Annotated in this window: 17 protein-coding genes and 1 tRNA gene; 11 read left to right on the top strand and 7 right to left on the bottom strand. The window is 59.9% G+C overall.

From position 1 onward, the window contains the following. Positions 1–18 precede the first annotated feature (18 nt). A complete protein-coding gene (locus tag ABCP74_RS06715; RefSeq protein ID WP_117770267.1) occupies positions 19–666 on the bottom strand; it encodes a hypothetical protein in 648 nt (215 codons plus the stop codon). A gap of 541 nt (positions 667–1,207) precedes the next feature. Then, the gene (locus ABCP74_RS06710; RefSeq protein WP_343001348.1) at positions 1,208–1,876 is read right to left on the bottom strand and encodes a hypothetical protein; all 669 of its coding nucleotides are present in this window, start codon (positions 1,874–1,876) and stop codon (positions 1,208–1,210) included. A gap of 219 nt (positions 1,877–2,095) precedes the next feature. Between ABCP74_RS06710 and ABCP74_RS06705 the strand changes: the two genes are divergently transcribed. The 4 genes from ABCP74_RS06705 to ABCP74_RS06690 all read left to right on the top strand — a co-directional run bounded on the left by ABCP74_RS06705 (position 2,096) and on the right by ABCP74_RS06690 (position 7,870). Beyond that, positions 2,096–2,782 (top strand): hypothetical protein, encoded by a 687-nt coding sequence (locus ABCP74_RS06705; RefSeq protein ID WP_343001347.1) that lies wholly within the window; start codon positions 2,096–2,098, stop codon positions 2,780–2,782. Positions 2,783–3,229: 447 nt separating this feature from the next. Continuing rightward, positions 3,230–5,857: an ATP-dependent chaperone ClpB gene (gene clpB, locus ABCP74_RS06700; protein ID WP_343001346.1), complete on the top strand. Its 2,628-nt coding sequence runs from the start codon at positions 3,230–3,232 to the stop codon at positions 5,855–5,857. Positions 5,858–5,989: 132 nt separating this feature from the next. Continuing rightward, a complete protein-coding gene (locus ABCP74_RS06695; RefSeq protein ID WP_040359140.1) occupies positions 5,990–6,184 on the top strand; it encodes a hypothetical protein in 195 nt (64 codons plus the stop codon). Positions 6,185–6,517: 333 nt separating this feature from the next. Continuing rightward, on the top strand, positions 6,518–7,870 hold the full coding sequence (locus tag ABCP74_RS06690) for an ATP-binding protein (RefSeq protein ID WP_343102196.1): 1,353 nt from the start codon (positions 6,518–6,520) through the stop codon (positions 7,868–7,870). Positions 7,871–7,943: 73 nt separating this feature from the next. Here the strand turns inward: ABCP74_RS06690 and ABCP74_RS06685 are convergent, their stop codons facing one another. From ABCP74_RS06685 to ABCP74_RS06675, 3 genes are all read right to left on the bottom strand, one after another. After that, positions 7,944–9,491, bottom strand: coding sequence for a hypothetical protein (locus tag ABCP74_RS06685; RefSeq protein WP_343004409.1), 1,548 nt, complete (start codon positions 9,489–9,491; stop codon positions 7,944–7,946). A gap of 229 nt (positions 9,492–9,720) precedes the next feature. Then, entirely contained in the window at positions 9,721–10,728 is a 1,008-nt protein-coding gene (locus ABCP74_RS06680) for a DUF5692 family protein (protein WP_343001343.1), read from the bottom strand. A gap of 63 nt (positions 10,729–10,791) precedes the next feature. Then, positions 10,792–11,454, bottom strand: coding sequence for a TetR family transcriptional regulator (locus tag ABCP74_RS06675; protein WP_156599712.1), 663 nt, complete (start codon positions 11,452–11,454; stop codon positions 10,792–10,794). Between the two features lie 189 nt (positions 11,455–11,643). On the opposite strand from ABCP74_RS06675, the gene ABCP74_RS06670 reads away from it, so the two are divergent. The 7 genes from ABCP74_RS06670 (at position 11,644) to ABCP74_RS06640 (ending at position 18,910) form a co-directional block, all read left to right on the top strand. After that, the gene (locus ABCP74_RS06670) at positions 11,644–14,421 is read left to right on the top strand and encodes an FAD-dependent oxidoreductase (RefSeq protein ID WP_343001342.1); all 2,778 of its coding nucleotides are present in this window, start codon (positions 11,644–11,646) and stop codon (positions 14,419–14,421) included. Positions 14,422–14,611: 190 nt separating this feature from the next. Next, positions 14,612–15,040, top strand: coding sequence for a hydrogenase maturation nickel metallochaperone HypA/HybF (locus ABCP74_RS06665; protein WP_343001341.1), 429 nt, complete (start codon positions 14,612–14,614; stop codon positions 15,038–15,040). Between the two features lie 376 nt (positions 15,041–15,416). Continuing rightward, complete coding sequence (locus ABCP74_RS06660) at positions 15,417–16,406, top strand: PTS sugar transporter subunit IIB (protein WP_195246705.1); 990 nt, start codon at positions 15,417–15,419, stop codon at positions 16,404–16,406. 18 nt (positions 16,407–16,424) lie between these two features. Then, positions 16,425–17,243, top strand: coding sequence for a PTS mannose/fructose/sorbose transporter subunit IIC (locus tag ABCP74_RS06655; RefSeq protein WP_117770278.1), 819 nt, complete (start codon positions 16,425–16,427; stop codon positions 17,241–17,243). A 16-nt stretch (positions 17,244–17,259) separates the two neighbouring features. Beyond that, complete coding sequence (locus ABCP74_RS06650; RefSeq protein WP_022094170.1) at positions 17,260–18,180, top strand: PTS system mannose/fructose/sorbose family transporter subunit IID; 921 nt, start codon at positions 17,260–17,262, stop codon at positions 18,178–18,180. Between the two features lie 120 nt (positions 18,181–18,300). After that, entirely contained in the window at positions 18,301–18,699 is a 399-nt protein-coding gene (locus tag ABCP74_RS06645; RefSeq protein ID WP_006235193.1) for a DUF956 family protein, read from the top strand. A 135-nt stretch (positions 18,700–18,834) separates the two neighbouring features. Further along, a tRNA-Arg gene (locus ABCP74_RS06640) sits at positions 18,835–18,910 on the top strand. A 278-nt stretch (positions 18,911–19,188) separates the two neighbouring features. On the opposite strand, the gene pknB is transcribed toward ABCP74_RS06640, so the two are convergent. Both pknB and ABCP74_RS06630 read right to left on the bottom strand, forming a co-directional pair. Continuing rightward, positions 19,189–21,150 carry a Stk1 family PASTA domain-containing Ser/Thr kinase gene (gene pknB, locus ABCP74_RS06635; RefSeq protein WP_343001340.1) on the bottom strand — a complete coding sequence of 654 codons (1,962 nt, stop codon included), beginning with the start codon at positions 21,148–21,150 and terminating at the stop codon, positions 19,189–19,191. A gap of 132 nt (positions 21,151–21,282) precedes the next feature. Further along, on the bottom strand, positions 21,283–24,153 hold the full coding sequence (locus ABCP74_RS06630) for an FtsW/RodA/SpoVE family cell cycle protein (RefSeq protein WP_343001339.1): 2,871 nt from the start codon (positions 24,151–24,153) through the stop codon (positions 21,283–21,285). Between the last annotated feature and the right edge of the window lie 6 nt (positions 24,154–24,159).

Below are 24,159 nucleotides of genomic sequence, written 5' to 3'. Positions count from 1 at the left end.
TGCCTGCCCGGCGGGTCCTTATTTCGATGGGGTCCAGGTTATTTCATCGTCAAATAGCCAAGTGCGTGCCGAGCCACTGTTGCGCGCTGTCTGCGGATCGGGCTCGCAGGTTTGTTCGTAGGCATCCTCGGTACACCGATCCATAAAATCGACGACTGCCGTCTGGTCGCCCTCCATGACGTAGATTACGTCGCCATCCGAGATATAGACCCCCGGTCCTTCATTGTCCACGCAGCCGGGGTCGTATGAGACGTTGCACAATTTGCTCCCGTTTGCCGCATCGAGCTCAAGGGTCGAATGATACCCGCCAACCATTTGGCCGTTCTTGGCTCGATATGTTGCGGCGCCGTACCACCGCTTAAACGTCTTGCCTTTGAGTAAACTGGTTGCCTTACCGATAAGCTGCTCATCTTGGGTATAGCGCGTGGCTCCAAGTTCGATTCGGGGATAGTTACTGACCCCAAGCGCTGCGGGCGTACCGTCGAAATCGACGGTGATCGAATCGGGTTTGACGATATCGGTGAGGATTTCGATGGGGTAGCTTACGGTTTCAACCGCCGCCTGCGTTGCCGAGGCAGGGAGAAATGCGAGATAGATAATTCCTACGCCGACTGCGGTAATCGCAAACGCTAAGACGAGCAGGCCGATATAGGTGGAGCGTTTCACGGCGGGTACCTCGCAAACAGTATGCATTCATTAAGATAAGTGATACCAGCTTACGACAATATTCAAAAGAAAGCGATCGGTCGAAATGACGGGGCGAAAAGGCCCTATTGGGCTTCGATTTGACCTCTAATAGGAATATTTGCCCCACTCATTCTGGGCGAGAGGTCAATAATTCAGTTCACGAGTCTTGAGCGATACTATTCTCACTAAACTCACTATTTTCACAGTAAGCACTATAAATACGATAGGGAGGACGACGAGAACGTTGTGACGTGCGATAGCTAAGCCGTTTAAGCCGGACTCTGACCTTGAATCTCCGCCTCTATCTGTGCGAACGGGCTATTGTCGGTTCTCGATTCCATCGCTGCGTTTTCGTTGGGTCTTGAGGGACGCTAATAAATAGGCTTGCTTGATGCCGCCTCTGTTATCGGGGCGGCTTCTTTTTGTCGAAAACCACCACAAAGGGGACAGGCACCTTTGTGGCGGTGGGGAATGAGCTCGATGTTGTTGTGATCGTTGAGCGGTATGTTAATGAGCGGCTCTACAGAATTTCATCCGGGTTGGCGGGTTTGGTTGTTTTGGGGATGCCGAGTTTGGATGACGCGAAATCGTCAACATCGTCCTTGATTCCATCTTTGGTGTAGACGGTGACCGTATAGGTGCTGTGCCCGAATTCGCTCTTGTCGCGTGTCGCCCAGGCCTGCCAGTAGGCAGCCCCGTTTCGCCCTTTGATTTTTCCGACACGGCGGAGTTCTGTTCGCTTTAATTGCTGGTTGCTATAGATGGTTCGACCGGCCTCCTCGGTGAGCCCGCACTGTCCAAGCATCTTGTCGAGGACTTGGTTCATGTGGCGCTCATCGGTGTTTGGTGCGTAGTCGTAGGCGAGGGCGATGGAGTCGAGGGGCTGGTCGTCGATCAAATAATTCATCGTCTGAGGTTCAAGGCTGAAATGGGGGAAGCATCCATCAATCGTTCCGAGCAGCGGTAACTTTGACCGCCAACTTCCGGTGGGAATTGCATATTCGTAGAACACGCCACGGCAGACAAAGGAGAGCGAGGTGGCACGCGAGCCGGCGTCGATCATCCCGCAAAGATCGAAGGGCGAGGCGATACCAAAAGAAAAGGGCGTGATGACGATAAGGAAGAGCATCACGATGGGTATGGCGAGAATGGCGATGACGTTGCGACCGGTGGAATGAGACGGCTTCATATGCGCTCCTCGAGACAAAGATCTGTTGAGGATAGGCAGAAATGGATATGTTCAGAGAACAATTCAAGTTTAATCTCATGGCGCGAGATGGTCGACCGTTAGCGTCGAAAACCACCACAAAGGTGCCTGTCCCCTTTGTGGTGGTGAGGAGCGCGCGGCTTCTTTTGGTAATAGTGTTAGCTGGCGGTATCATTAGTGCAGGTGGCGAAGGTTTGCATTGTGGGGTGTTTTGCCGTGAGCCGTTCTGCCCGTATTGGATTGATTGTTTTGGCGCTTGCGATCACCGTGGTTGGCATGGGCGCTGTCGGCATGGCGTTGCTGCCCGCTGCGGTGACAGAGCCGGTGGTCAAGCCTGTGACTCAATCTGTCGAACTTCTGACCGGCGACGACAAGCCCGAGGCCATTACCGTTGATTTTGATGAGCAACCGGCTGCGCTGGGCATTAGTAATTATCCACATATTCAGCTTGGGGCTATGCGCTATACCACGGAATCTGGTCTGATCGACAGGGCGTCCGAGCTGCTCAGGGGCAAAACCTTTAAGCGCTGGTATGGATATGCGTCCTATCGGGCAAAAGCGAACGACATGGTTGGCGGATGCCGCTCGTCCATCGAGTTGGACACCGCGAATGGCGCCAAGTTATGTGATGTTTCGTACGATCCCGGCTACGAGGGCAATGAGGGGCCGGGTATCTACATCTTGGACAGCGATGTCGCCTATGTCATGGAGGGCAACCAGGCCGAGCTCAACGATTTTATGGGTCAGTGCATTCAGGATGCCTATGAACAGACCTGCTTGCCCGACCCGCAGACTGCACGCGATAGTGGGTCTGCCCGTACATGGCTGTTCGAGGATGAGATGCCCTGGACCGTCGAATCGGGAAGTACGGGTTCGGCGAAGGAGTAGAGACCGCGACCACCACAAAGGTACCCGTCCCCTTTGTAGTAGTTCTCGGTTTGTCTCGATCTGTAACATCTTGGCCGCTAAAAGTGGGTCTGGTGTTACAGATTTAGATTTTCGATTCGGGTGTCTTCTGTTTGTCTCAATCTGTAACAGGTGGAGCTCTATTTGCCGAGTAGATGTTACAGATTGAGACAAACGGGTGCTACTGGTCATTTCATCTCGATCTGTAACATCTAGAGCCATAAACAGCCGCTAGATGTTACAGATTGAGATAGAAAGGGGACGAGGCTGTAGCGGGTGAGCGCGCCTGCTCCCTATCTCTCAATCACTCAGAAAATCTTATATATAGAGACTTAGATTTGTGTATAAGATCGTGCAAAGCTGGCAACAATACTTCTCGAACAACGTGAAGCCGCCCCGTAGGGCGGCCGCCCCAAGAGAGGTGATTCCATGAGAATCGATAAGCTAGCAATGACGTCGCGCGAGGCGTTGCAGACCGCCATGAGCACGGCTGCCGATGCGCAGGCCGGCGCGGTGGAGCCGATTCACCTGCTGTCTGCCCTGCTCGGTGCCGGTGAACGCAACATCTCCGTGATCATCGAGCGTATCGGCGCCGACCCGGCCCAGCTCGCACGCTCCACGCAGGATGCCATCGACCACGCGCCTAAGGTTTCGGGCGAGGGTCAGCAGATGGGCCTGTCTAACGAGCTCGTCCGCGTCATCGAAAAGGCCGAGAAGAAGGCCACCAAGATGGGCGACAGCTTTGTGGTGACCGAGCATCTGCTGATGGCGCTTGCCGAGGACAAGGGCGAGGCCGGCCGCGTTCTGCGCGACGCCGGCGTGACCAAGGAGCGCATCGAGCAAGTCTACGAGGAGCTGCGCGGCGATGACCGCGTGACGTCTGCCGAGGACAAGACGCAGTTTGAGGCGCTGGAGCAGTACGGTCGCAACATCTGCGACCTCGCCCGCGCCGGCAAGCTCGACCCGGTCATCGGCCGTACCGATGAGATTCGCCGCACCATCCAGGTCCTGTCCCGTCGCACCAAGAACAACCCCGTGCTCATTGGTGAGCCGGGCGTCGGTAAAACGGCCATCGTCGAGGGCATCGCCCAGCGTATCGTGGCCGGCGACGTGCCGAGCACCCTGCGCGACCGCGACCTCATCGAGCTCGACATGAGCGCGCTGGTCGCCGGCGCCAAGTACCGCGGTGAGTTCGAGGACCGCTTAAAGGCCGTGCTCAAGGAGGTGCAGAAGTCCGAAGGTAAGGTCATCCTGTTCATCGATGAGCTCCATACCATCGTGGGCGCGGGTGCCACCGAGGGCTCCATGGACGCCGGCAACATCCTGAAGCCGGCGCTTGCCCGTGGCGATCTGCACGCGATCGGCGCGACTACGCTCGACGAATACCGCAAGTACATCGAGAAGGACGCGGCGCTCGCGCGTCGTTTCCAGACCGTGATGGTCTCCGAGCCTACCGTCGAGGACACCATCTCGATCCTGCGTGGCCTCAAGGAGAAGTACGAGATCTTCCACGGCGTGCATATCACCGATAGCGCGCTCGTGGCCGCCGCCGACCTCTCCGATCGCTATATCGCCGACCGCTTCCTGCCCGACAAGGCCATCGACCTGGTCGATGAGGCCGCAAGCCGCCTTCGCATGGAGCTCGACAGCATGCCGGTCGAGATCGACGCCACCACGCGTCAGCTCACCCAGCTGCAGATCGAGGAACAGGCGCTCATGAAGGAGACCGACGACGCCTCCAAGGAGCGTCTGGAGGCCCTGCGCCAAGAGATTGCCGAGGTCCAGGAAAAGCTCAACGTGCAAAAGGCCGGCTGGCTCAACCAGAAGAACGCCATCGACCACGTGCAGGAGCTCAAGGGCCAGCTCGACGAGGCCAAGAGCGAAGAGGAGCGCGCGACGCGCAACGGCGATCTGGGCCGTGCGTCCGAGCTGCGCTACTCCGTGATTCCGGGCCTGCAACAGCAGATTCAGGATTCCGAGGCCGCGCTCGAGGCGCAAAAGCAGCAGGACGGCGAGGGCCTCAACGAACAGGTGACCTCCGATGAGATTGCCGAGGTCGTGAGCGCCTGGACCGGCGTGCCCGTGTCCAAGATGATGCAGGGCGAGCTCGACAAGCTGAAGGGCTTGGAGGGCGAGCTGCATAAGCGCGTCATCGGCCAGGACGAGGCCGTCTCCGCTGTCGCCGCAGCTGTGCGCCGCAGCCGTGCGGGCCTCTCCGATCCGGACAAGCCCATCGGCAGCTTCTTCTTCCTGGGCCCCACCGGCGTAGGCAAGACCGAGCTCGCCAAGGCGCTTGCCGAGTGCCTGTTCGATGACGAGCGCGCGCTCGTGCGTATCGACATGTCCGAGTACATGGAGAAGTTCAGCGTCCAGCGTCTGATCGGTGCGCCCCCGGGATACGTGGGCTACGACGAGGGCGGCCAGCTCACCGAGGCCGTGCGCCGTCGTCCGTACTCCGTAATCTTGCTCGACGAGATGGAGAAGGCCCATCCGGATGTCTTTAACGTGCTGCTGCAGGTGCTCGACGACGGCCGCCTGACCGATGGCCAGGGTCGCCAGGTGTCCTTCAAGAACACGATTATCATCATGACGTCTAACGTGGGCTCCAAGGCCATCGCCGATCTGTCCGGTAAGGACGAGGAGGAGATGCGCCATCAGGTCGACGCCGCCATGGCTCAGACCTTCCGCCCCGAGTTCCTCAACCGTATCGACGATATCGTGGTGTTCCATCCGCTCGGCATGGCGCAGATCGAGAAGATTGTCGACATCCAGCTTGCCGACGTCCGCGCACGCCTGGCCAAGGAGCGCATGACGCTTGCCATCACCCCGGCGGCCAAGCAGATGCTCGCCGTGGGCGGCCTGGACCCGGTCTTTGGCGCCCGTCCGCTCAAGCGTCTGGTTCAGCGCGAGGTCGTGGATGCCATCGCCGCCGCTATCATCGACGGCACGGTGCGCGAGGGCGATCAGGTGACGGTCGATGTCGACAAGGACGGCGGCTTTACCGTCGTGTGCGACAACACGCCGGCGGCCACCTACGAGATTCCCGACGCCGAGTAGATTTTGGGCCATGCCTTAAAATCTGCCTTTTGAGCCGAACGCCAAGGGCGGCGGATCCAATTGGGTCCGCCGCCCTTTTTCGTGCGACAATCGATGATGTTGAACGTGAGTACATGGCAAGGAGCTATGCAGATGAAAGACGAGAATAAGACGAATACGCCGGCGACCGATGCCGCACCCGCCGCACCCAAGCCTGCGCCTAAGCCGGCGCCCAAGCCGCGCGACCCCTACATCCGTGCCGAGAACGAGGACGACGACGGCTACGATCCCTACAGCGATCGCCGCCCCGAGCGCGAGCCGATGTTCGAAGCCGATCCGTGGCGCTGAGTGCCACCCAAAAGGCCACCAATAAGTTGCGGTGAAATAGGGACTGTTTTGCGGTTTGACCAGTAAAAACAATCCCTATTTCACCGCAACTGCGTTAGGGATTTTTCTGCAGGGGGAGGGTAGTCAAAAAAGCCCCGTCCCAAATTGACTGCCAAATTGGCTGCTCGGGGAGTCGCATTCGAGCTCGGTTGTCCTCTTAGCCACTCGATATCCTTCGGAGCAATAATAGTGAAAAACTTGCTTAAGTGTTAATCAAGCTACACACAATCTTGCTCTCTAATTAATCAAGAATCAGTATAATTTTGATTAGCTAGAGAGCAAGATTGGAGAATCATGGCATTCAACGACTTGATCGCCCAGAAAATAAAGGACTTTGAACAGCAGGGGGTTCCGCAGGTCTTTGAGCGAGACCTTGATCTGGGAAACCCACAGGAGCCAAAGCGCGACAACATCGTAAATGTGGTTGTGGGGGCCCGCCGTTGTGGAAAGACGTATCGCCTGTATCAGGAGATGCAGCGGCTTCAAGGCCGGGGCGTCGAGCTTGACCGGATGCTTTACTTTAATTTTGAGGACGAGCGCTTGCGCCCGTATGAGCCATCGCTGCTGGCGGACGTGCTTGACACGTTCTATGCGCTGCGTCCTGCTGCTCGAACCGAGGGCGCTTACATTTTCTTTGACGAGATCCAGGAAATTCCCGAATGGGGTGCGTTTCTGCGGCGTGTAGTCGATACGGAGAAAGCGACCGTCTATGTGACGGGATCTTCTTCTAAGATGCTGTCCTCAGAACTTAAGAGCGAGTTCAGGGGTCGTTCTCTTATAAGAGAGCTTTTTCCGTTGAGTTTTTCGGAATACGTTCGATATAAGACGGGGAGCGTTTTCGAGCCAGATGCGACCTTTTCCCCAAGCGATGCAGCGCTGCTTCGACATCATCTGATCGGATATCTTGAACGAGGGGGATTCATCGCGACACTTGAGCAGACGCCCACAGACGCGATTCAGCTGCTACAGGAATATGCTTCGCGAACGGTCGCCATGGACGTCGTTGAACGTTACGACGTCAAGAACCCTCGCCTGGCATCTCTGTTCCTGACGCGGTGTATGGCATCTTCGGGACGAGAGCTGTCGGTGAACAAAGTGTACAACGAGTTCAAGAGCAGGCAGATACCCGTCAGTCGTAATTCGCTCAGCGACTTACTTGAGTATTATGAGGATGCCTACCTGCTGTTCTCCGTGCCGGAGTTCACGCGTTCACTGGCAAATAACATGCGGTCTGCGTCTAAGGTCTACGCTGTCGATCCTGCGATGTTTGGAGCATTCTCTTCCGCATCGGCATTGGATCAGGGCCAGAGGCTCGAGACCGCAGTGTTCAACGCGCTAAGAAGAAGGACTCCCGCGGTGAGGGTCGGATCGGTCTGCCGCTTGCTGATCAAAGAGAAGAGCAAAAACCATGAGGTGGACTTTGTGGCTGGGGACGCACTTCTCATGCGGGCTTATAGCCTGATTCAGGTGAGTGTGGATATGGCAAGTGAGAAAACGCGCGAGCGCGAAATTGCCGCGCTTGATGCCTCGATGGCCCAGTTCGATCTTGGCGAGTCGGCGATCGTTACCATGGATGAGCAGGCCGATATTCCATGCGAGCACGGTGTGGTACACGTTGTTCCCGCATGGAAGTGGCTCCTTGCCTAACCATCTACGGATCTGTGGGGCCAGGACCTCCTGGCCCCTTCATCACGGTTGGGGAGCACCATGATGCGCCCGGCTAGTCCTGGGCTTTGATACTCGGCAGGAGAATCTGGGCGAGGTAGTCGGTCTCGAGTTTGGTCGCGGCGTCGGCTTTGCCGTCTTTGCCGACTAGTACGTTCTTGATCTGGCTATAGGTGTAGCGGTTGCCGGTCGTAAGCTCGACAAGCTCAATGGCCGTGTCCATGGGGTAGGTTGACACGGGATTCTGCGTCCGTCCGTTGATGGTCTGGGGCACCACGTACGGATAGACGGGGCCGCTGGCATAGACGGTATAACCGTTGCCTAGATTGGCCGCACCCAAAACCGTATCGCCCTCATCGGGCGTAAAGCTCTCTCCCTCGCGCACCGCGACAAGTGTCACGAGCGGCGTATTGGCGTCGTCGCCCAGATAAATGCACAGCGTGCTGCCATTTTGCCAAGTCTCGACTTTGCCGTACCACTCAACGGGAATATCGAGCTGATACAGCTCCGTTGCCTTATGTCGAGCATCGGCGTCGCGGGCCGCCTGCGCCTTGCGGGAGCTCACGGCGTTGGTTGCGGCGTCGCGTCGCGCGGTTGCCGCCTGCTGGAGTACCTTTGCGACCGCGGCGGAATTCACCCCGCCTTCCTCGGCATACTTTGCGGCGGCATCGATTTGGTCGTCAGTCACCGTGTCGGCCGAAGGCACCTTGAGCTTGAAGGTGGCCTGGGCACTCAAATCCTGCCCATCGCTCTTAACGGTGACCTGCGCCTTGGTGGTCGGGACGGTGTAGATGGTGCCGTCTTCCGCGATGGGGGAGGCGGCAATGGAGAGCGTGTAATCGCCGGGTAGCAGTTTGATGCCACGGCCGTGCTCGTCAACATAGAGTGTTTCGCTCACGGAGGATCCGTCAGAATCCTGGCCACTCACTTGTACGGGAATCTTGGAGCCGGCGGAACAGTCGAGCCCCGCGGCATGTACGCCAATCTGCACCGACATCATCGTGTGGGCATTGGCGGCGGTGATGGCAGCCTGCTCTTGCCGGTATCCGTTCCAGGCTGCGTAGCCTGCGCCGCCGGCGACGAGCGCGACGGCCACGACACCGGCGACCATCAGGTTGCGGCGCTTGGGCGACATCTTGCGATGACGAGCCTCGGCTTCGCGTGCCGAAGGAACGGACGGTAGGGGAATATCGCCCATGGCGATGGTCTCGTCCACGGCAGGCGCGGAGCCCAGGCCGGGAAGCTCGCGGGTCAGCGAATCTTCGGCCGGCAAGCTGTCGAGCAAGATGGTTTCCTCACTCGTGTCGGATTCGGGCCGGTCGTCGGCCTCGCTATCGTCCTCTTCGGCTTCGGCTTCGGCTTCGGCTTCGGCTTCGGCTTCGGCTTCGGCTTCGGCTTCGGCTTCGGCTTCGGCTTCGTCAGGAGCGTCTTTGGCGTCGCTGTTTTCGTCCTCGGTGCCTTCGTGTGCCTCGTCCTGCGCGTCGACGGCCGAATCGCTAAACGAGAGCTCGGCCAGCGCGATCTGGTCTAGGCTCTCCAGGGCCTCGGCACACGCTTCTGCATCTTGGGCCGCATCCTCTTGGCCCATCGTCTCATCTTTCATATATCCCCCAAGCTCAATATCGGGACAACACTGTACCCAAAAACAGGACCCCATAGAGCCGCCGCATGATTTGAAATCCAATTTAATTTGTGCGTGTGTTTTTGAATGAAAGCGCAACGACAAAAGCCCCCGGAAAGCGAGCGAAGCGCTTTCCGGGGGCTCTACGAGACATTGGATTGAAAAGCCTGGCAGGTGGGCCTATGCCCAAGTGCCAACAGCGACCAACATGTTACTCAGCGTGCGCGTAATCAACCTTGGCGCGGCGAGCGGTGGCCTTCTCCCAGTCGCTGGTGCCCTCAAAGACATCCTGCTTGTAGGGATTGCGGCCGAGCTTCTTGGCACGGTAGGCGATGTAGATGATCGCGGCGACGTTGGCGATCAGTGCGGCGATCGAGACCGCGGTAGCGGCGCCGGGGTCGAGCGTAGAGTGGGTCACAAAGATGGACTCCTCCTGGAAGTACGGGAACACCTGGGCAAACATGCACCAAATGGCCAGCGTAAAGGCGCGGTTCTGGATCCAGCCGCCCTTGTTCCAGATAAAGGCGGCGACGGTGGGCGCCAGCAGCAGCGCAAAGCCGCAGAACCAGGAGTGGGTGGGCAGGCAGTTGTAGGTGTAGCAGAAATTCCAGATATCGTAGGCGATGATGTAGACCCAGGTCATGTCGGGCCACAGCATATCGGTCTTGTCCTCGGAGGCGTAGACGCTCCACCAACCGGTCATGCAGAAGATGTTGATGAGACCGGCAATGCCGTTGAACACGTTGTTCCAGCCGGCCAGCTGCGTAGCACCTTCGGAGGTGACCCAAGTGGACTGGCCCAGGACAAAGAAGTGATAGGCGCTCTCGAAGTCGGACACGACGGCGATCAAGATGTTGATGGCGACGATCACAAACGGCCACGCGCGGAACCAATGCGCCTTGCCGATCTTGCCCCACTGATACTTAATGGCAATGAAGCCCCAGCAACCGGCGAGCGCCGCGTATACCTTGGCGTAGTGGAACCAGCTGTTCTGGTACACATGGGTGGGGTTGGTGAGCGCCCACTCGGCGCCTTGCGAAACGCCCACGGCGATGGCGACGCAGTAGATGGTCATGGCCAGCGGAGCCACGCCAAAGATGATTGCCGCGCCCAGCTTGGTGCGGCGGCCGACCTCGTTGAGCACGATCAGGCCAATAAAGACCATGGCCCAGCCGGCCCAGTGGATAAGGGTATCGCTACCCCAAACATCGAACAGCATGCTGCTCTCCTTTCACACGCCCGCGGCCCCTCTTCTGATCGCGGGCAGTTTGGCCAAATGTCGTCAGTTCTGGGGCTTGCGCTCCGGATACTTGGCGGTGTAGCCCTCGATGTGGAGTGTCGAGGCGATGATTTCCTTGACCGTCTCGTCGGGCACATCGGGGTGCGTGCGGATATACATCAAAAGACCCATGATGAGGGTGTAGAACGTCTCGTAGACATGGTCGATGCGTAGCTCATGATGGGCGACAAAATCCACCACGGTGGTGTCGCAGATATACTGCGCCACGCGCTGGACCACGTTGTGCAAAAAGCCGCCGTAGAGCGCGCCGCTGCTCGAGGTGAGCGTGCTCGGCAGCTCGTGGCCGCTGGCGACCAGACGCTTAAAGAGCGGGGCGACGGTGTCGAGCGCGCCCTCGATATCGCCGACGGTGCGGTCGGCGTTCCACTGCTCGAGCTCGGAGATAAAACCGTCGATTGCCTCGTCCATGACGGCGGTGACGGCGGCGTCCATGTCGGCGAAGTAGTGGTAGAACAATGAACGCGTGCAGCCGGCTCGCTTGGTCACGGCCGATACCGATAGGTGGGACACGCCCAGCTCGGAGCTTACGGTGCGCACGGCATCGAGGATCTCGCGACGGCGTTCGTCGCCCGTCAGGCGCTTTGCCGCGCTATCGGATGCGGGGACGGCATCGACCACAGAGGTACCTGCTGTGTTGTTGCCCATGTTTTGCCGCCTTTCATCCTCTTTTGCCTGACCGTTCGCCTAACAGTCTTGAATATTGTTGACGGTTCGTCAATACTATTTTTGACACAATGTCAACAATGGCGGGTGAACGGCATGGGGGCATGCCCGGCCTGCAAAAAAAGAGGGGTGCCGCGGTCCCGCCGGGCTGTGGCAAGAGAAGGGACAACCATGATTCTCAACGGACCGGGGATTAGCTACACCGAGCCCGACATCGGTTCGGAGTTCGTGCCGCCGCTGCCGGAGCATCCGCGCGAGGCCATCGTCAAGCTGTGCGAGCACTGCACCAACCGTCTGCTGCATCGCGATGAGCTGCTGGGCTACGAGTACTGGTCGTTTGCCGAGGCTGCAACCGACGAGCAGGCCGAAGTGCTCTGCAAGATGAAGATGCGCCGCCCCTATACGCTGCCCGAGATGGTCAAGCTCACCGGCATGCCTGAGGCCGATATCGAGAAGATGCTCGACGACATGAGCTACACAGGTCTGCTCGAGTACAACTGGGAAAACCCCGAGCGCGCCAAGCAGTGGGTGCTGCCCATGCTGGTGCCGGGTTCCGCCGAGTTCCTCAACATGCGCATGAGCCAGCTCGAGGAGCACCCGGTCTATGCCAAGTTCTTTGAGCAGGCGTCCAAGGGACCGCTGTCCAAGGCCACGCCGATGGTGCCGCCCGGTGGTGCCGGCATCGGCATGCATGTCATTCCGGTCGAGAAGGCTATCGATGCCGCGAGCACGTCGGTGCCGATCGAACATATTGAGCATTGGCTCGACAAATACGATGGCAAATATGCCGCCAGCACCTGCAGCTGCCGCGCGAGCCGTCGCGTGATGGGCGAGGGCTGTGCCGACGACCCCGCCGACTGGTGCATTGCCGTGGGCGATATGGCCGACTATGTGGTTGAGACCGACCGCGGCCATTACGTGACGCGCGACGAGGTCTACGACATCCTGCGCCAGGCCGAGGACAACGGCTTTGTGCACCAGATCACCAACATCGACGGCGAGAACAAGATCTTCGCTATCTGCAACTGCAACGTCAACGTGTGTTATGCCCTGCGCACCTCTCAGCTGTTCAACACGCCCAACCTGTCGCGCTCGGCCTATGTCGCCAAGGTCGAGAAGGACAAGTGCGTTGCCTGCGGTCGCTGCGTTGAGGTGTGCCCGGCCGGCGCCGCCAAGCTGGGCCAAAAGCTCTGCAGCAAAAAGGCGGGCGGACAGGTGCCCGAGTATCCGCGCCAGGAGCTGCCCGACGCCACCAAGTGGGACCACACCAAGTGGTCGCCCAACTACCGCAACGACAACCGCATCGAGACGCATGAGTCCGGAACCGCTCCCTGCAAGACGGCCTGCCCCGCGCACGTTGCCGTTCAGGGCTATTTGAAGCTCGCGGCTCAGGGCCGCTATGACGAGGCTCTGGCGCTCATCAAGCGCGAGAACCCGCTGCCCGCTATCTGCGGCCGTGTGTGCAACCGCCGCTGCGAGGATGCCTGCACCCGCGGCCGTGTGGACGCCGCCGTGGCTATCGACGAGGTCAAGAAGTTTATCGCCCAGCGCGATCTGGACGCCGCGACCCGCTATGTCCCACCTGTGGTGACCCCGACGCGTGCCGGCGGCTTCGACCAGAAGATTGCCATCATCGGCGCCGGTCCGGCTGGCCTGTCCTGCGCTTTCTACCTGGCCGAGAAGGGCTACAAGCCCGTCGTGTTCGAGAAGAACGAGCGCCCGGGCGGCATGCTCACCTACGGCATTCCCAGCTTTAAGCTGCAGAAGGATGTTATCGAGGCCGAGGTTGAGGTCATTCGCCTGATGGGTGCCGAGTTCCGCTATGGCGTGGAGGTCGGTTGCGACGTGACGCTCGACGATTTGCGCGAGCAGGGCTTTAAGGCCTTCTACGTGGCTATTGGCTGCCAGGGCGGCCGCCTTGCCGGTATTCCGGGCGAGGATGCCGAGGACGTGACCGTGGCCGTCGACTTCTTGCGCGAGGTCAACAGCGGCAAGATCGACGCGCTGCCCGGCCGTACCATCGTGGTGGGCGGCGGCAACGTGGCTATCGATGTCGCGCGCAACGCCTGCCGTCTGGGTTCCGAGCACGTTGAGATGTTCTGCCTGGAGAGCGAGGCTCAGATGCCCGCCAGCGAGGAAGAGCGTCGCGAGGCCATTGAGGACGGTGCCCACATCAGCTGCGGCTGGGGCCCCAAGGAGGTTCACCTGGACGAGGCCGGTCGTGTGTGCGGTATCACCTTCAAGCGCTGCACACGTGTCTTTGACGACGAGGGCCGGTTTGCGCCCGAGTATGACGAGAACGATCTGCGCCGTGTCGATGCCGACCGTGTCGTCATGTCGATTGGCCAGTCCATTGTGTGGGGCGACCTGCTAGCTGGCTCCAAGGTGGAGCTTGGCCGCGGCCAGGGTGCCCTTGCTGATCCCCAGACCTATCAGACCGCCGAGCCCGACATCTTTGTGGGCGGCGACGTCTATACCGGTCCGAGCTTTGCCATCGATGCCATCGCCGCCGGTCACGAGGCCGCCGTGTCCATCCATCGCTTTGTGCAGCCGGGCTCTACGCTCACCATCGGCCGCAATCAGCGCCGCTACACCGCGCTCGACCGCAACGACGTTGTGCTCGAGAGCTACGACAACGCGAGCCGCGAGGTTGCGCATGTGGACCGCGAACGCGAGAAGGCTGCGCCGTTTAGCGAGTATGTTGAGACCTTTACCGAGGAGCAGGTGCGCGCCGAGACCGCCCGCTGCCTGGGCTGCGGCGCCTCGATCGTCGACCCCAACAAGTGCATCGGCTGCGGCCTGTGCACCACCAAGTGCGCGTTTGACGCCATCCATCTGGATCGCGACCGCCCCGAGTGCTCCACGATGGTCAAATACGAGCAAAAGCTCCCCAGCCTCGGCAAGTACGCTTTGAAGCGTGCGATCAAAATCAAATTTGGGAAGAAATAAAAAACGCAACAAACAAGAGAACGGCGTAGAGAACGGTTGGACAGCGAGCGAGTCCCAGGCGTGGCGAGGTGCCTTGAAAGAGGAGGGCATAGGGCTTTTGCCCATGCCCGACGATTGAAAGGCAGATCGTCCGTCTGGGGCTCGCGCAGCGTCAAGTCGACCGCCGTTCGTTAGAACGGCGGAAGAAAAAGTGCATGAATTGGGAATCGTCTATCACATTATTCGCGATGTTGAGAACGTGGCGCGCGCCAATGGCGTGCGTCGCGTTTCGAGCGTCACGCTGCTGCTGGGCGAGGTCTCGGGCGTCGTTCCTGACTTGCTGCTCGACGCTTGGCGCTGGGCGGCAGATAAAAAGTCCATCACCGAGGGTGCGGAGCTTATTGTGGAGCCTGTCGAGGCCGTGACGCATTGCGAGGCGTGCGGCCGCGACTACGCGACGGTCGAGCACGGCAAGACCTGTCCCCAGTGCGGTAGCGGCGAGACATACCTGCTGCAGGGCCAAGAGGTCATGATCAAACAGATCGAGACCCCCGACGAGGACCCGGCAGACGCTGCTCCTGACGGCCTCTCCGACGCCCCCGATGCCGTCGACGCCGCCAACCCTCTCCACATCGCCTAGCCCCCAGTCATTGGGGGCGTTCTTGTTTGACTGGTCGTTTAAGAGCGTCCCCAACGACTACTTGCGGCAAGCATAAGTTACGCTAACAGTCAAGTTATGTCTGTTTAAACAAAATGGCGGCACGCAGGAGTACTGGGATCAACCTAAAAGCGGTATTAACGAACAGTGCGCTTGTATATGTCTTTGAAAGTAATTGGCAAATCACGTTTTAGCAGGCAATGAGCTGTAAACCAGCAACGTAATCGATTTGTAACAAACTTAGACGTTTAAACAAATAATGCGACCTTTTACGAATTTAGCTATAATTCCACAAACCAAACAGGTATACTTCCTTCATGTCGTGTAGGAAATACGTAGACAAAAAGGAGGTTATGTGATGGTAAGTATTGTTCTTGCTAGCCACGGGGACTTGGCAGCTGGAATCAAGCAGACGGGCTCGATGGTCTTTGGCGATCAGCCGTCTGTTGCCGTGGTCTCGCTCGAGCCGAGCATGGGCCCCGACGATTTCCGTGCCAAGGTCGAGGAAGCAGTCGCTTCCTTCGAGGACCAGGAGCAGGTGCTCTTCCTCGTTGATCTGTGGGGCGGCACGCCGTTCAACCAGATCAGCGGGCTCATCGAGGGCCACGATTCCTGGGCTATCGTCACCGGTGTCAACCTGCCTATGCTCATCGAGGCATATTCGCAGCGCTTTGACGCAAAGAACACTGCACATGCGATCGCAAAACATCTCGTGACTGAGGCTAAGGCTGGCGTGCGTGTCAAGCCCGAGTCTCTGGAGCCCGAGGAGAAGAAGCCGGCTGCGGCCGCCGCTGCTCCTGCAGGCGCCATCCCTCCGGGAACGGTCATCGGCGACGGGCACATCAAGATCGCCCACGTCCGTATCGACACCCGTCTGCTGCATGGTCAGGTGGCCACCACGTGGACCAAGCAGATCAACCCCAACCGCATCATCGTGGTTTCCGACGGCGTTGCTCACGACGAGCTCCGCAAGACCATGATCGAGCAGGCTGCCCCTCCGGGAGTCCATGCCAACGTCGTGCCTATCAAGAAGATGGCCGAGGTCGTCAAGGACACGCGTTTTGGTGACACCAAGGCCATGCTGCTCTTCGAGAACCCGCAGGATCTGCTCAAGGCCATCGAGGCCGGCGTCGACATCAAGGAAGTCAACATCGGTTCCATGGCTCACTCCAAGGGCAAGGTCGTCGTCACCAACGCCGTCGCTATGGGCGATGACGACGTTAAGACCCTCGAGGCCCTCAAGGCCAAGGGCGTCAAGTTCGAGGTCCGCAAGGTTCCTTCGGATGCTTCCGAGGATCTCGACGCCATGTTGAAGAAAGCTAAGGCCGAACTGGCCGCTCAAGCATAGTAAAGGAGGGTCCGATACATGTCTGCAATCACTATTCTGCTTGTTGCGATTGTCGCGTTGCTTGCCGGTATGGAAGGCATTCTGGATGAGTTCCAGTTCCATCAGCCGCTCGTGGCATGCACGCTTATCGGTCTCGTAACCGGTCACCTTCAGGAGGGCATCCTCCTGGGCGGTTCGCTCCAGATGATGGCCCTTGGCTGGGCTAACGTCGGCGCCGCCGTCGCGCCTGACGCCGCTCTGGCCTCGGTCGCTTCTTCGATCATCATGGTGCTCGCCCTCAACGGCGGCGCCACTGATTCGGCCAAGGCCGTTACCGCGGCCATCGCCGTCGCCGTCCCGCTGTCGGTCGCTGGTCTGTTCCTGACCATGATCTGCCGTACCATTGCTACCGCTATCGCTCACGCCATGGACGGTTGCGCCGAGAAGGGCGACTTCTCCGGCATCGAGCGCTGGCAGTACGCTGCCATCCTCATGCAGGGCCTTCGTATCGCCATCCCGGCAGTACTTCTGTGCATCATCCCGGCCGAGGCCGTTACCAACGCGCTTAACGCTATGCCCGACTGGCTGTCCGGCGGCATGGCTGTCGGCGGCGGCATGGTCGCTTCCGTCGGTTACGCCATGGTCATCAACATGATGGCCACCAAGGAGACCTGGCCGTTCTTCATCCTCGGCTTTGTCCTTGCTGCCATCCCTCAGCTCACGCTGATCGCCCTTGGCCTCATCGGCATCTCCCTTGCCCTCATCTACCTTGGCCTTAAGGATCTGGCCAAGCAGGGTGGCGGCATGGGCGGTGGCTCCGGCGACCCGCTCGGCGACATTCTGAACGATTACGAGTAGGAGGGGAGTGATACATATGGCAGAGAACAAGATTCAGCTCACCAAGGCTGACCGCAAGAAGGTTTGCTTCCGTCATCAGTTCCTTCAGGGCTCGTGGAACTACGAGCGTATGCAGAACGGCGGCTGGTGCTTCGCAATGATCCCTGCGATCAAGAAGCTCTACACCAGCAAGGATGACCAGATTGCCGCTCTTAAGCGCCACCTGGAGTTCTATAACACCCACCCCTATGTTTCCGCCCCCGTCATTGGCGTTACCCTCGCTCTCGAGGAGGAGCGCGCCAACGGTGCCCCGATTGACGACGTCGCCATTCAGGGCGTCAAGGTCGGTATGATGGGCCCGCTCGCCGGTGTCGGCGACCCCGCCTTCTGGTTCACCCTTCGCCCGATTCTGGGTGCTCTGGGCGCTTCCCTGGCCCTGTCCGGCAGCATCGCCGGTCCGCTGCTGTTCTTCTTCGCGTGGAACATCATCCGTTACGCCTTCCTGTGGTACACGCAGGAGTTTGGCTACAAGGTCGGCTCCTCCATCGCCAAGGACCTCTCCGGCGGTCTGATGGGCAAGGTCACCGAGGGTGCTTCCATCCTGGGTATGTTCATCATCGGCGCCCTGGTCGAGCGCTGGGTGTCCATCTCCTTCACCCCGGTCGTCTCCAAGGTCACGCAGTCTGCTGGCGCCTTTATCGACTGGGCTAACCTGCCCTCCGGTTCTGAGGGTGTCAAGGAAGCACTGACGATGTATAACTCCATCGGTGCTAACGCCCTTGATCAGGTGAAGGTCACCACGCTTCAGGCCAACCTCGATCAGCTCATCCCCGGCCTTGCCGCCGTGTGCCTGACCCTGCTGGTCTGCAAGCTCCTCAAGAAGAAGGTCAGCCCGATCGTCATCATCCTGGCTCTCTTCGCCATCGGCATCATCGGTCGCGTCTGCGGCTTCATGTAAGCACGTTTCGGCTTAAGACCGAGAATTGCTAGGCAAGGGCTTTTGAGCCATTGAAACGGACCGCACCCGGTGGGTACACTGGATGCGGTCCGATTGTTTTATTTGGAGGGCGAGGCGCGCATGGCGCAATCTCAGAACAGCACGGTCGATCTGGCAACGCCGGCAACCTGCCTGATGGGGCTTACCAGCCACGGCAACGTGATGGTGGGCAATAAGGCGTTCGAGTATTACAACGAGCGCAATCCCGAGGATTATATTCAAATCCCGTGGGATGAGGTCGACTATATTGCCGCCGAGGTTTTACGCGGCACCAAGAAGATCACGCGTTTTGCCATCTTCACCAAGGACAACGGTCACTTTACGTTTTCGACGCGCGACGACAAAGAGACGCTTCGTGCTGTCCGCAAGTACGTCGACGAGGATAAGCTTGTGCGTTCGCCCGACTTTATCGATGTGACGGCCAAGGGCGCCAAGAGCATCCCCTCCGTTATCAAAAACCTCTTCCACAAAGGTAACTAGCTCCTCATAAGTTGCGGTGAAATAGTTCCTAAATACGGCTTTAGATGCTTCAGACAGGAACTATTCCACCGCAACTTCGAAGTCTAGTCATGCGACGTATTGCGATGCAGTAAATCTGCTACACTAGTACAACATGCCTCCGTAGCTCAGGGGATAGAGCACCGCTCTCCTAAAGCGGGTGTCGACGGTTCGAATCCGCCCGGGGGCACCAGAGAAATATCGAGCCCGGTACCGCTACGGTGCCGGGCTCTTCTGGTCTAAGGGCAGGATTCGAGCCGTCGACACCCGCGTCACTCATTTCCCCGCGGGGGAGTTTTCGAATCCGCCCGGGGGCACCAGAGGAATATCGAGCCCGGTACCGCTACGGTGCCGGGTTCTTCTGGTTCAATGCCATGTCAAAAACGAAGCGCCCGCTTGCTGGGGGAGCAAGCGGGCGCCTGTGAGCGAATATGTTTGCGGCGAGAGCCGTGATGAGCGGTGGGGTGGCGACTAGTTGGTCGTACCGGAATCGTCACCCGTGCCCGAGCCAGAGCCCGAACCCGAGCCAGAAAGTGCGACCGTCAGCGTAATCGTGCTGTCGGTGGACTGCTTGCCAGTGGGGGAGACGCCCGTAACGGTGGCATCCTCGTTACCGCTCACGGGGTTGCCGTTCTGATCGCAGAATGCGATGTTGTAGAACCCGGCGTTGTTGAGCGCGGTGACGGCGGCGGAGATGCTCTTGCCGTACAGGTTGCCCGGAACGCCGGCCTTGCCGGACTTCTTGGCGATGACGACGGTGATCGTGGCGCCGGGCTTCTGCTTGCCGCTGGGGTTCCAGCTAATGACAGTACCCTCGGTGACGGAATCGTTCTCCTGGTAGCTCACGTCGACGCCAAAACCGGCCATGTCGAGGGCGTTGCGTGCCTGGGCCTCGGTCATGTCGGTCAGATCGGGGACGGAGGTGGTGTCAGGACCGCTGGAGACCTTATACGAGATGGTTGTGCCCTTCTCGACTTCCTTGCCGGCATCAGTGCCCTGCTCAAAGACCTGGCCTTCGTCGGCCTCGTTGGCCTCCTCGGTTGCATTGCCCTTCAGGCCCACGCTTGCCAGTGCGGCCTCGGCCTGGTCCTTGGTCAGGCCAACGAGCTGCGGAACCTCAACCTTTTCTGAGGGCTTGGGGCCCTTGGAGATAACCAGGTTCACCTTGGTACCCTTGGGTTTCTTGGTGTTGCCGTTGGGGGTCTGCTCGACAACCTTGCCCTCGTCGACATCGTCGTTATAGCTCTGGTCGACGGTTCCGACCTCAAGGCCGGCCTCCTTGATCTGCTCGATAGCGGTCTGCTGGTCCTTGTTAAGCACATCGGGCACCGTAACCTGATCGCCCCCAAAGAGGCCGGTGGCGAAGGCCACCACAACGCCAACCACGGCGATTGCGGCGACAACGGCTGCGATAATCTTGTTCTTGTTGGACTTGGGCTGATCGACCTCGTAGGAGCCCGTGGAGCCCGAAACGGCGCTGCGGGCGTTGTTCTGGCCGCTCACACCCGAGACGGGGCGAACCATGGCGCGCGTCTGATCGGACAGCTCACGGGTCTTGGTGGCGCCCAGGTCGCCGGCGGCGCCAATGATGCGCGTGGGCTCGGAGACGTTGACGGCGCGGCCGGACAGGTAGTTGTTGAGCACCTGGCGCAGCTCGTCTGCCGTCTGGAAGCGGTTCGCCGGATCCTTTTCCATGCACTTGAGGATAATGCGCTCCAGATCGGCATCGACGCCGGAGTTGATCTGGCTTGGCGGAACCGGCAGTTCGTTGACCTGCTTGAGCGCGACCGAGATGGCGTCGTCGCCGTCAAAGGGGACGCGACCGGTGGCGCACTCGTACATGACGACACCCAGCGAGTAGATATCTGAGGTGGGGCCGAGGTCCTGGCCGCGCGTTTGCTCGGGGCTTACGTAGTGGGCGGTGCCCAGTACATTGTTGTCCTGCGTGAGGTGGCTGTTCTTGGCGCGCGCGATGCCAAAGTCCATGACCTTGATGTTGCCGTCGGGCAGCACCATGATGTTTTGCGGCTTAATGTCGCGGTGGATGATCTCGTGCTTGTGGGCGACCGAAAGCGCGGAGCTGATCTGCGAGCCGATCTGCGCGACCTTCTTGGGATCGAGAGCGCCGTGGCTCTTGATGCCGCTCTTAAGGTCGGTACCACGCAGGTACTCCATGACGATGTAATAGGTGTCGCCGTCCTTGCCCCAGTCGTAGACGCCCACGATATAGGGGGAGGACAGGCCGGCGGCTGCCTGGGCCTCCTGCTTAAAGCGGGCGGCGAAGGTGGCGTCGCCGGCATACTGCGGCAGCATGATCTTGACGGCAACCGTGCGGTCGAGGACCTGATCTTGCGCACGGAAGACGGTCGCCATGCCGCCCGTTCCCACCTTATCCTTGAGGAGGTATCTTCCCCCGAGGACCCTCTGTTCCATTCCTGCTCCTAACATAACTATTCGCTCAACGATGTGTGTAGTACCGAATGTGTGGCCGCTGGGGCCGTGTGGCGCGTTGCCGCTAGCTCATAGGTCGCGGCGCGCCCCAAGTATCCGCTTTGATCACGGGCATCACGCTCCTTGGGCGGCGAGCGCCGCGGTCAGGACGATGCCGGCAATCTTGGCCGCCTCGACGTCGTGTTTGTCGTAATCCTCCAGGGCCACCGAGATGGCAACCGTGGGTGAATCGTAAGGTGCGAAGCCGACGAACATCGAGTTGACGTTGGTGCCGCCGGTCTCGGCCGATCCGGTCTTGCCGGCGACCTTGACGCCCGGAATCTGGGCATCGGTGCCGGTGCCGGACTGGACAACCGCGAGCATGGCCTGCTTGACCTGATCGGCGGTGGTGGCGCTGACGGCCTGGCCGAGCGAGCGGGACTGTGTGGTCTTGACCACGGTTCCGTCCGGGGCGAGCACCTGGGCCACGAAGAACGGGTCCATGACCACGCCGCTGTTGGCGATGGCCGCCGCTATCACGCAGTTTTGCATGACGGTGGTCTGCGGGCCTGGCGTGTGGTCCATGCCGACAGGCTGGCCGGCGCCTGCCCAGGCGGTCTCCCACTCGGTCATGAGCGAGGGGTCGGCCATGATGGAGGCGGTGGAGGTCAGATCTTGGCCGAGCTTTTGACCGTAGCCAAAGGCGTTGGCAAACTGGACGAGCGAGCTGGCGCCGACCTCGTTTGCCACCTGGCCAAAGACGACGTTGGACGACACGGCGAAGGCCTGCTGCAGGCTGATGGTGCCGTAGCTCTCGTTGGCAGAGTTGGTGACCGGCGCGTTGCCGATGTCCATGGAGCCGGGCGCCTGGTACGTGCTGGTAAGGCTGGCGGTGCCGGTTTCGAGCGCCGCGGAGAGTGTGACGACCTTAAAGGTCGAGCCCGGGGTGTACAGCGCGTCCATGGCGCGGTCGTACATGGAGCCGTCCTCGCCGCCGCCCGACTGGAGCAGCGCGTCGATGTTGGTGTTGTCGTAGGTGGGCGAGCTCGCGCACGCAAGGACCGCACCGGTGCGCGGATCCATGACCACCACAGCGCCCTTAAAGCCCTTGAGCGCCTGCTCGGCAGCCGTCTGGATGCGCGAGTCGATGGTGAGCTTGGCGGTATTGCCCGGCTGGGTCTGCCCCGCGAGCGACGCGATGGCGTTGTTCCAGCTGGAGTAATCCTTAGAGCCGGTGAGCGTGTCGTTCATGACGCTCTCGATGGCGGTGGTGCCATACTGCTGGCTCACGTAGCCAACCACGTGCGCTGCCAGGTTACCGTTGGGGTAGGAGCGTACGTAGGTGCCGTCCTCCTGTTGCAGCGACTCGGCCAGCGTCACGCCGTCGGACGTGATGATGGAACCGCGCTGGATGTACTTGGAGCGGGCGATGGTGTGGTTGTTGGTCGGCATGTCCTGATAGTCCTTGGCCTTGATGACCTGGACATAGGTGAGGTTGCCGATAAGGATGGCGAACAGCGCCGTGAAAGCAAACACGGCACGAGTCAGACGGTTGGCGAGCGCCACGCGGCCGAGCACACCGGATTCAGGTGTGTCGAGCAGGCGACGGCGCATGCGCGAGCCGACGGAATGGCTGCCGCTGCCGTAGGAAGACGAGGTGGCAAAGCGCGTGCCCGTCGGGGCGGCGGCAGATGCGACCTGATCATCGGTGATGGCGGCCATGGTGCCGGTGCCGGTAAGCTCGGCCTCGCGTCCGGTCGCCTCGTCACCGGCGCGCAGCAGGAGCGCGACGATGATAAAGCTCGCCAGCAGCGAGGAGCCGCCCTGGCTCATAAAGGGCAAGGTGACGCCGGTCAGCGGGATCAGGCGGGTAACGCCGCCAACGATCAAGAAGGCCTGGAAGCTGATGGCGGCCGTAAGGCCCGTGGCGCTAAAGGCGGCGAGGTCGGATTTAGCGCGGGCAGCCGTGGTGAGGCCACGCACGGCAAAGAGCATAAACAGGATGAGCACGGCGCCGCCGCCCAAAAGACCCATCTCCTCGCCGATGGCCGAGAAGATAAAGTCGGACTCGACGACGGGGATGTTGTTGGCCATCCCGTTGCCGATGCCAACGCCGACCAGACCGCCGTCGGCAAGCGAGAAGAGCGACTGGACGATCTGGTAGCCCTGGCCCTGGGCGTCCTTAAACGGATCGACCCAAACCTGGAAACGCACCTGAACGTGCGACAGGAACTTGTAGGCGCCCACGGCTCCAACGGCTAAGAGCGCAAGGCCGATAACGACATACGAAAAGCGCCCCGTGGCAACGTAGAGCATCAGCAAGAAGATGGTGTAGAACAGCACGGCCGAACCCAGGTCGCGTTCGAAGACGACGACGAGCAGGCACACACCCCACACGGCAAACAGCGGCAGCAGCAGTCGCAGGCGAGGGATCTTAAAGCCCAGGATCTTGCGGTTGGAGATGGAGAGTAGCTCGCGGTTCTCGGCCAGGTACCCGGCCAGGAACAGCACGATAAAGACCTTGGCGAACTCGCCAGGCTGGATGGTAAAGCCCGCGATGCGAATCCACAGCTTGGAGCCCGAGATCGTGGTGCCGATAAAGATAGGCAGCATCAGCAGAATGATGCCGATGATGCCAAAGGTGTACTTGTAGCGCATGACCACGTCGAGGTTTTTGACTAGTGCAAGCGTTCCCACCATGAGCGCCACCGAGACAAACAGGATGATGAGCTGTGAGATGGCGAGAGCGGGGGCGAGACGCGTCACGAACGTGATGCCGATGCCCGAAAGTATAAATACGACGGGCAGGATGGCGGGGTCGGCACCGGGCGCCAAGATGCGCACGGCAATGTGGGCCGCGGCAAAGGCGGCAAAGAGGCCGATCGGTACGGCGAGCGTCTCAAAGGAGATGGCAGCGCCCGCGGTGAGGACGTACATCGCATACAGCAGGATGACGGGGAACGCCGAGGCGATGAGCAAGAGCAGCTCGGTGTTGCGGCGACTCATAAGCGG

Origin of the sequence: Collinsella aerofaciens, assembly GCF_039062315.1 — a bacterium.
Classification (GTDB): Bacteria; Actinomycetota; Coriobacteriia; order Coriobacteriales; family Coriobacteriaceae; genus Collinsella; species Collinsella aerofaciens_BG.
Note: the sequence above shows the minus strand (reverse complement) of the source record. Positions and strands in the feature narration are given on the sequence as shown.

Excerpts from the sequence above, each read along its gene's own strand:
- ABCP74_RS06710 (WP_343001348.1), bottom strand. The coding sequence starts at position 1,876 with ATGAAGCCGTCTCATTCCACCGGTCGCAACGTCATCGCCATTCTCGCC.
- clpB (WP_343001346.1), top strand. The coding sequence starts at position 3,230 with ATGAGAATCGATAAGCTAGCAATGACGTCGCGCGAGGCGTTGCAGACC.
- ABCP74_RS06695 (WP_040359140.1), top strand. The coding sequence starts at position 5,990 with ATGAAAGACGAGAATAAGACGAATACGCCGGCGACCGATGCCGCACCC.
- ABCP74_RS06690 (WP_343102196.1), top strand. The coding sequence starts at position 6,518 with ATGGCATTCAACGACTTGATCGCCCAGAAAATAAAGGACTTTGAACAG.
- ABCP74_RS06685 (WP_343004409.1), bottom strand. The coding sequence starts at position 9,491 with ATGAAAGATGAGACGATGGGCCAAGAGGATGCGGCCCAAGATGCAGAA.
- ABCP74_RS06680 (WP_343001343.1), bottom strand. The coding sequence starts at position 10,728 with ATGCTGTTCGATGTTTGGGGTAGCGATACCCTTATCCACTGGGCCGGC.
- ABCP74_RS06675 (WP_156599712.1), bottom strand. The coding sequence starts at position 11,454 with ATGGGCAACAACACAGCAGGTACCTCTGTGGTCGATGCCGTCCCCGCA.
- ABCP74_RS06670 (WP_343001342.1), top strand. The coding sequence starts at position 11,644 with ATGATTCTCAACGGACCGGGGATTAGCTACACCGAGCCCGACATCGGT.
- ABCP74_RS06660 (WP_195246705.1), top strand. The coding sequence starts at position 15,417 with ATGGTAAGTATTGTTCTTGCTAGCCACGGGGACTTGGCAGCTGGAATC.
- ABCP74_RS06655 (WP_117770278.1), top strand. The coding sequence starts at position 16,425 with ATGTCTGCAATCACTATTCTGCTTGTTGCGATTGTCGCGTTGCTTGCC.
- ABCP74_RS06650 (WP_022094170.1), top strand. The coding sequence starts at position 17,260 with ATGGCAGAGAACAAGATTCAGCTCACCAAGGCTGACCGCAAGAAGGTT.
- ABCP74_RS06645 (WP_006235193.1), top strand. The coding sequence starts at position 18,301 with ATGGCGCAATCTCAGAACAGCACGGTCGATCTGGCAACGCCGGCAACC.
- pknB (WP_343001340.1), bottom strand. The coding sequence starts at position 21,150 with ATGGAACAGAGGGTCCTCGGGGGAAGATACCTCCTCAAGGATAAGGTG.
- ABCP74_RS06630 (WP_343001339.1), bottom strand. The coding sequence starts at position 24,153 with ATGAGTCGCCGCAACACCGAGCTGCTCTTGCTCATCGCCTCGGCGTTC.